General features: G+C 68.6%; 7 protein-coding genes. All 7 read right to left on the reverse strand.

Features of this window, described 5'->3' with window-relative positions:
• Positions 1–10 precede the first annotated feature (10 nt).
• A complete protein-coding gene (locus tag Vlu01_RS25315; protein ID WP_204004115.1) occupies positions 11–1,813 on the reverse strand; it encodes a non-ribosomal peptide synthetase in 1,803 nt (600 codons plus the stop codon).
• Positions 1,814–1,994: 181 nt separating this feature from the next.
• Positions 1,995–2,606 carry a helix-turn-helix domain-containing protein gene (locus Vlu01_RS25320; protein ID WP_204004117.1) on the reverse strand — a complete coding sequence of 204 codons (612 nt, stop codon included), beginning with the start codon at positions 2,604–2,606 and terminating at the stop codon, positions 1,995–1,997.
• Positions 2,607–2,630: 24 nt separating this feature from the next.
• Complete coding sequence (locus Vlu01_RS25325; protein WP_204004119.1) at positions 2,631–4,040, reverse strand: cation:proton antiporter domain-containing protein; 1,410 nt, start codon at positions 4,038–4,040, stop codon at positions 2,631–2,633.
• Positions 4,037–4,300, reverse strand: coding sequence for an MbtH family protein (locus Vlu01_RS25330; protein WP_204004121.1), 264 nt, complete (start codon positions 4,298–4,300; stop codon positions 4,037–4,039). Before Vlu01_RS25330 ends, Vlu01_RS25325 begins: the two co-directional genes overlap by 4 nt.
• Positions 4,301–4,416: 116 nt before the next feature.
• The gene (locus Vlu01_RS25335; protein ID WP_204004123.1) at positions 4,417–6,114 is read right to left on the reverse strand and encodes a fatty acyl-AMP ligase; all 1,698 of its coding nucleotides are present in this window, start codon (positions 6,112–6,114) and stop codon (positions 4,417–4,419) included.
• A gap of 109 nt (positions 6,115–6,223) precedes the next feature.
• Entirely contained in the window at positions 6,224–6,889 is a 666-nt protein-coding gene (locus Vlu01_RS25340; RefSeq protein ID WP_204004125.1) for a 4'-phosphopantetheinyl transferase family protein, read from the reverse strand.
• Positions 6,890–6,898: 9 nt separating this feature from the next.
• Positions 6,899–7,143: phosphopantetheine-binding protein (locus Vlu01_RS25345; protein ID WP_239096115.1), on the reverse strand; the 245-nt coding region annotated here is incomplete at its 5' end.

The raw sequence follows: 7,143 nt of genomic DNA on the forward strand, positions 1-7,143 counted from the left end.
CGAGGCACGCCTACCGTGACTGCGCCATGATCTCGGCCAGCTCGGCGAGACTCTCGGCTTCGAAAACCGAGCGCATCGGGACCGTCACGCCCAGCTCCTTGCGCATCCGGCTGGCGAGCTTCGCCGCGAGCACCGAATGGCCGCCCAGTTCGAAGAAGTTGTCCTGCGGAGTCACGTCGGTGAGGTCGAGCGTCTCGGCCACCAGGCCGCACAGCAGATCCTCCAGAGAGGGTGCGGAAACCGCACCACCGGCCGCTGGTGTACCGGCGGTCGGCGGTGGCGCACAGTGCGGGACGGCTCGCTGCTCGGCCGCGGCCGTCGACGCCCGCTCGGCGAGCGCCTTGCGGTCGATCTTGCCGTTGAGCAGGGTGGGCAGCCGGTCGAGCACGACGACAGCCGACGGGACCATGTGTTCGGGCAGCGTGGCTCGCGCGTGTTCGCGTACCTGCGCCGCCACCATCGTCTGCTCCCCCGCCGGCGTCACGTAGGCGACGATGTGCTGGGACGACGCGTCGCCGCCGCCGAGCACCGCCACGGCCAGTTCCACCGCCGGGTGGCTCTCCAACCGCGTCTCGACCTCGCCGAGTTCGACCCGGAAACCGCGAACCTTCACCTGGTCGTCGACCCTGCCGGTGAAATAGAGTTCACCGTCGGCCGCGCGTTTGCCCCGGTCGCCCGACCGGTACATCCGGCTCCCGGGTGGGCCGAAGGGGTTGGCGACGAACCGCGCCGCGGTCAGTCCCGGACGGTGCAGGTATCCACGCGCGACGCCGCTGCCGGACAGGTAGAGCTCCCCCTCACCGCCGTCACGCAGATCCCGCAGGCGCTCGTCGAGCACGTGCACCGCGCTACCGTCCCAGGGCGACCCGATGCTCACCGCCTCCTGCACTCCTTCGACCGGCCCGCCGATCGACGTGCCGACGGTCACCTCAGTCGGGCCGTAGCCGTTGAACAGTCGCCGGCCCTGGGACCACTCGGTCGCCAGGGCTCTGGTGCAGACGTCGCCGGTGGAGGTGAGCGTGCCGCCGGGCAGCAGACCCGCGCTGTCGGTGATGCTCAACGCCACCGGGGGCAGCGTCGCGTGGTCCACCTCGTACTTCAGCATCGTGCCGCGCAGTGACTCTCCGGGCATCAGGTCGTCCTGCTCGGCCATCACGAGCGTCGCGCCGTGCATGAGGGCCATCGTGAAGTCCCAGAACCACGCGTCGAAGCTGAACGACGCCCACTGCAGCACCCGATCCCCGGGACGGATGCCGTACACCCGGGTCTGGGTGGAGACCAGGTCCGTCATGCCGGCGTGGGTGAGTGCGACTCCTTTGGGCACTCCGGTCGAGCCGGAGGTGTAGATGACGTACATCAGGTGGTCGACGGTCAACGGCGCCAACCGTTCGTCCGCGGTGACGTCGTCGCTGCGTTCACGCGCGCACTCGGCCGCGACGTCGGGATCGTCGAGCACCATCTCCGGCACGCCCAGGTCCAGCGTCGCGACGCTGGTGGTCCGTAACAGCTGCACGGCACGCGCATCGGTGACCATGTGGGTCAACCGCTCGACCGGGTAGGTCGGATCCAGCGGCAGGTACGCGCCGCCCGCCTTCAGCACGGCGAGTACCGCCGTGATCAACGTGTCGGAGCGGGGCACCGCGACCGCGACCAACGAATCCGGCCCCACGCCGGCAGCGATGAGCCGACGGGCCAGTCGATTCGCGCGTGCGTTCAGTTCCGCGTATCCGACGACGGTTTCACCGAAGACGACCGCTGGAGCATCGCCGGACGTCTGCACGCTCGCCTCAAAGAACTCCGAAACAGTGTCCACTCCGCCTCCGACGCAGCTTTCCTGCCAATGGGTACCGACCATAACCGTGGTTGCACCGCGCTCTGCCGTACGCTTTCCCGGGTCTTTCAGTCCGCTTGCGCGCCGACGGACCGCACGGTCGGACACCGTGCGCCCGTGTCGCGCGGGCACGTTGGAGTGAGGTTGGCGACGACGCCTGCGCTCACCGTGGGCGAGCTCTTCTCGGCACCGCCGCGACGGTCCGCCGGGTGTCCACCTGAGGGGTCGACGTTCGTGATGCGGGCTCGACGAAGAAGCCGCGCCCCCAGACGGTGCGGATCGCCAGACCGACGATCTCAAGACGTCGGCGGAGCCGCATGACGTGCAGGTCGAGCGCGTTGCTCGAGGAGCTGGCCCCGGAGCTTTCCAGGATCTCCCGTAGCTCTGTCCGGTAGACCAGCTGGCCGTATCTGTTCAGCAGCGGCGCCAGCATCTCGCACTGCATCAGCGACAGGGTGACGGACGTGTTGTTGAAGTACAGCATTCCCGCCGGGTCCAACACCGGCTTCTCGTTGAGCACCGCCCGGGCCGCCAACTGACGGATCCGGACCTGAAGGTCTTCCCGACCGATAGGTGGGCGCACCCAGTCCTCGTAGAGGCTCAGTTGGTCTGGCGGTGCCGCACCGTGTTCCACGATCAGCAAACAGAGATGCTGCTGCTCGTGGCATTCCGCGCGGATGTCGCTTTCCGCAGGCCAACGCACGAACTTAACCAGGTACTTGACATCGACCATCGCCTGCATCCCCCATAGCCACCATGTCTCGATGGGAATCAAGAAATGCCACCCTTGAGACACTCCTCACAGGTCTTTCGTCTTTCCGTCGAAGCGTTCGGCCGACGCACCGGCCATCAGCGTGTGGTTCCGTCGACCGGATCCGGAGGGCGACAGCGACGATGCGACCTGCCCGTCATGCCGCAGTGACCAGCGCACCAGCGGCCCCGTCGCCGCCGTGGTGAGCACCGCGACGAGCACGAGGACGCTGTATCCCAACTGGTTGAGGAAGCCGGCCTGGTAGCCGATGCTCAGCACGACCAGTTCGGTAACTCCTCGGCAGTTCATCAGCATCCCGAACCGCAGCGCTTCGCCCGTCGGCATCCCGGTCAACCGCGCCGCCCCGCCAGCCCCAACGATCTTGGTTACCAGTGCCGTCACCAGCACCGCGACGAACACCAGCCAGGTGACCGGGGCGGTGCCCAGCAACCCGACCGAGGTCGTCATGCCGACGCCGGCGAAGAAGAGCGGCAACAGGATCAGCAGGGTGAACCCCTCCAGCTGCTGACAGATCCGTTCCACGACCAGGGAGTCGCGCGGAACGGCGACACCGAAGAGGAAGGCGCCGACCACCGGATGCAGATGAATAGCCTGGGTGAGCACCGAGTAGCCGATCGCTCCGACCACCAGCACCACCGTCAACGACTGGCTGGAGCCCAGTCGCCGGACCAGTGCCACCAGGAGCGGGCGTACGCACAGCGCCGTCACGAGAACCAGCGCGGCGCCGAGCATCAGGACACGAATGCCCCCGCCGGTCGCGCCCTGTCCGGCGAGCAGGAAGGCCAGCACCAGCCAGAGCAGCCCGTCGCCGATGGCCGCTGCCGACATGGACAGCGCACCGACACTGGTGTGCCGCAGTTTCAGGTCGTCGAGGATACGGGCCAGCACCGGCAACGCGGTCACCGCCATGGCCAGCCCGACGAACATCATCGTGCCTGTCGGTGAGTCCTGCGAGCCGACGAACAGACCACCGGTGAGGGCCACGATGCCCATTCCCGCCAGCCACGGCAGGCCCATGCCGGCAACCACCACCGCGCCGACCACGCCCTTGCGCTCGATCCGGTCGGTACGCAGCTCACAGCCGAGCAGGAAGACGAAGATGACCAGGCCCAGTTGGGCGACCTTGTCCAGCCCTTCCATCACGGTCGGAGGAAACAGGAACCCGGTCGCCGACGGCCAGACAGCACCGAGAATCGACGAGCCGAGCACCAGGCCGCCAATCATCTCGCCGACGACCGACGGCTGACGGAGCCGGCGCGCCAGCGCCGCGAAAGCCTGGCAGGCCACCAGGACCACCGCGACCGCGAGCAGGAACCGGGTGAGCGAGTCCCCGTCGTGCGACCCTGCCGCACCCCACAGCGGCACCGTGCTCACCAGCACGACGAGCCCGAAGACCGCACCGAGCAGCGTCCGGGTCCGCGCAGCCAGGGTGATCACGCCCGCGAACCGGTTGACCTGGCCGGATCTGGACCTGTGCCGGCACCACCGGGTGCCGGCCCGGCATCCCGCAGGCTCTTCGGTCGCATGTCGGTCCAGGACCGGTCGATGTGGTCAACGACCTCCCGCCGAGGCGCCGGACCGTGCACCACACGCCAACCGTCGGGGACGGTGATACCGGCCGGCCACAGAGAGTACTGCTCCTCGTCGTTGCGTAGGGCCAGGAATTCTTGACTGTCGTCGTCGAACGGATTGGACACGCGGACAACCCCTCAGGTTCTCGAATGGTTCCGGACGGTGACAGGTCAGGGTTGTGGCAGGCCTCAGTCCCTCGCGGTGTTGGTGGTGGCCGGCGGAGTGGGTTGGCGTCCGGTCGTCAGGCCGGGGAGGACGCCGGGTTCTCGATGAACAGCTGCCGTGCCTTCGCGCGTTGCAGCTTTCCGCTGGTGGTCTTCGGGATGCTTCGCCTCGGGACGAGATGCACCTGAGCCACGGGCACGCCGGTCTTCGCGCTGACCGCGCTACGCACCGCCTGGCGCAGGGGTTCCTGCTGATCGGCGGGCACGTACGACTCGACGATGAGGTGCAGTTCCTCGGAGTCGCCGTCCTCGGGCCGGTGGCCGACAGCTACGACCGTGCCGAGCCGTACGCCCGGCACCGATTCGACCGCCTGCTCGAAGTCGGACGGGAAGTAGTTGGCACCCCGGATGATGATCAGGTCCTTGGAGCGTCCGGTGATACGGATCTCGCCGTCCCGCAGGTAGCCCACATCGCCGGTCTTCCACCAGTCCGGCTCGGCGATCGCCGCGGCGGTCTCCTGCGGCAGGCCGAAGTAGCCGATCGTGCGGGCCGGGCTGCGGAACTGGATGTCGCCGATCTGGTTGTCGCCCAGCGGGTTGCCGTCACCGTCGACGACACGGACCTCGGTACCCACGACTGCCGCGCCACAGGCGACGACCTGCATCCCGTTCGGATCGTCCGGCTCGACGTCGATGACCTGGCCGTGCGTGCCGGCGGCCGTGCGGTCGATGGTGTCGACGCGGACCGGTGCGTTGTGCGGCGACATGGTGATGGTCAGGGTGGCCTCGGCCATGCCGTAGCAGGGCATGAACACGTCCTGCCGCAGGCCCCACTGCTGGAACCGGTCGACGAAGCGCTCGATGGTGCCGGGGTGGATCGGCTCAGCTCCGCAGAACGCCATCCGCCAGGACGACAGGTCGACGTTCGCCAGGTCGCTGTCGCGTACCCGGTCGGCCGTGTAGCCGTAGGCGAAGTTCGGCGCCGCCGCGAGGGTTCCCCCCATCGCGCTGATGTTGCGCAGCCACTCGACCGGCGAACGCAGGAACTGCGTCGGCGGCATGAGCACGGTGTCGCTCCCGGTGTAGGTCGGCACCATGATCCCCGACATGAGGCCCATGTCGTGGTACAGCGGAAGCCAGCTCACCGTCGTGTCCTCGGCCGACCATCCCGTCGCCACGGCGCTCTGCATCAGGTTCGCGGCCAGGTTGGCATGCGAGATCATGACGCCCTTGGGCCTGCCGGTCGAACCAGACGTGCACTGGACGAATGCCAGTTCGTCCTCGCTCGGCAGTCGGAACTGCCGCAACGACGCCTCGGCGGACGCCGCACGCTCCAGCAGCTCGTCGCCGTCGATGAACACGGTGTCCGCCACTGCCTCCGACGCCTCGACCACCGCTGCCCTGGCCACTACCGCAGCCGGCCGCAGGTAGGCCACCAGTTCCTTCACCTGGCCGTCGAACCCGGCCGCGCGCCCGAAGCTCGTCGGCACCGCGATCGCCGTCGGTGCGGCACCCAGCAACTGACACCCGAAGAACGCCGTCACGAACGTCCAACTCGTCGGCAGACAGAACAGCACCCGATCGCCACGGCCCACGCCGTGCTCGGCGAGAACCGCCGCACACCGCAGTGCGTCTTCGAGCACCTCGTCGTACCGGCGGGTCTCCATCCGCCCCGGCTCGGGCACCACCGTCATCCGTGAACCGTCCGACCCGCGCTCCGCCTGCGCCACCAGCGCATGCATCACGGTGGGGTAATCCGGAACAACCACATTCATCAACCCCGCTCCTCACAACCTAGGACGGCCTCACTCAGAACCCGTGACGAGCCCGAAGGTCGGTGCTCATGGCGCGCCGATCCCGTTCCCGACCCGCACGGTCAACTCGTCAAGCACGTACCGAACATCGCGATCCATCGCGCTGCTGCTCCTCACGCGACGCGCCATCCCGGGCGGGCCGCCCAGGCCCGTCGGGTGCCGCGGTGCCACCCCGTCGCACCGCCAGAGCAACCGAGGAGCCGGCTTCGGCGTACGTCCACACCGGCACCGACCGTCCGCCGAACGAGGCGACCAGTCCGGTCTCGGACCGGACCAACTCGATCCGCCAGAACAGCAGGTCCTTTCCGAACGCGGTCCCGGCCAGTGCCTTGAATGCCGCTTCCTTGGCCGAGAACAGCTCGACCGGGCTGTGCTGGCCGGCCGGCGCGAGCAAGGTGCGCCGCTCCCGCTCGTACAGGAAAAATTTGATCATGCGAGGGGTGATCGCCGCGTCCTCGATGTCGACGCCGACCCCGGCGGCACCGGGCACCACCGCCGCGACTGCCAGGCGGTCGGTGTGGGCGATGGACCCGGGGTACCCGGTCGGGAAGCTGGGCCTGCCATCGGCGGCGCGAGGCACGGTCCGGATGACCGATCCCGCGGCGGCCAGTGCCGCCGCCGCAGCCTGACGACCGGCAGCGAACTGCTCGCCTGGCCCGTACGGCGGTGGTACCGGACGCCATTCGAGGTAGCTGCCCGGTGCGGCGGTGGCGAGGGATCGGAGTACGGCGGTCACCGGGTCACCTCACACGCGCAGCGCCACGACGTGGTCGGCCAGCGAGCTGATCGAGCGCAGCACCTCCGGCTGGATGTCGTCGTCCCACTCGAAGCCGAACGCGTCCTCCATGGCGACCAGCAGGCTGACCAGCGCCGCGGAGGACAACCCCTGCTGACGCAGCGACACGGTGTCCGATACGGTCCGCACGAAGCTGTCCGGGCCATGCATCTCGATCAGCAGCTCACGGATGCGCTGCCGGGCCTCCGTCACCT

It is taken from the genome of Micromonospora lutea, assembly GCF_016863535.1.
In the GTDB taxonomy this organism is placed as follows: domain Bacteria; phylum Actinomycetota; class Actinomycetes; order Mycobacteriales; family Micromonosporaceae; genus Micromonospora; species Micromonospora lutea.

Bases quoted from the DNA above. Each gene is read 5' to 3' on its own strand.
- Vlu01_RS25335 (WP_204004123.1), bottom strand. From the start codon at position 6,114: ATGAATGTGGTTGTTCCGGATTACCCCACCGTGATGCATGCGCTGGTG.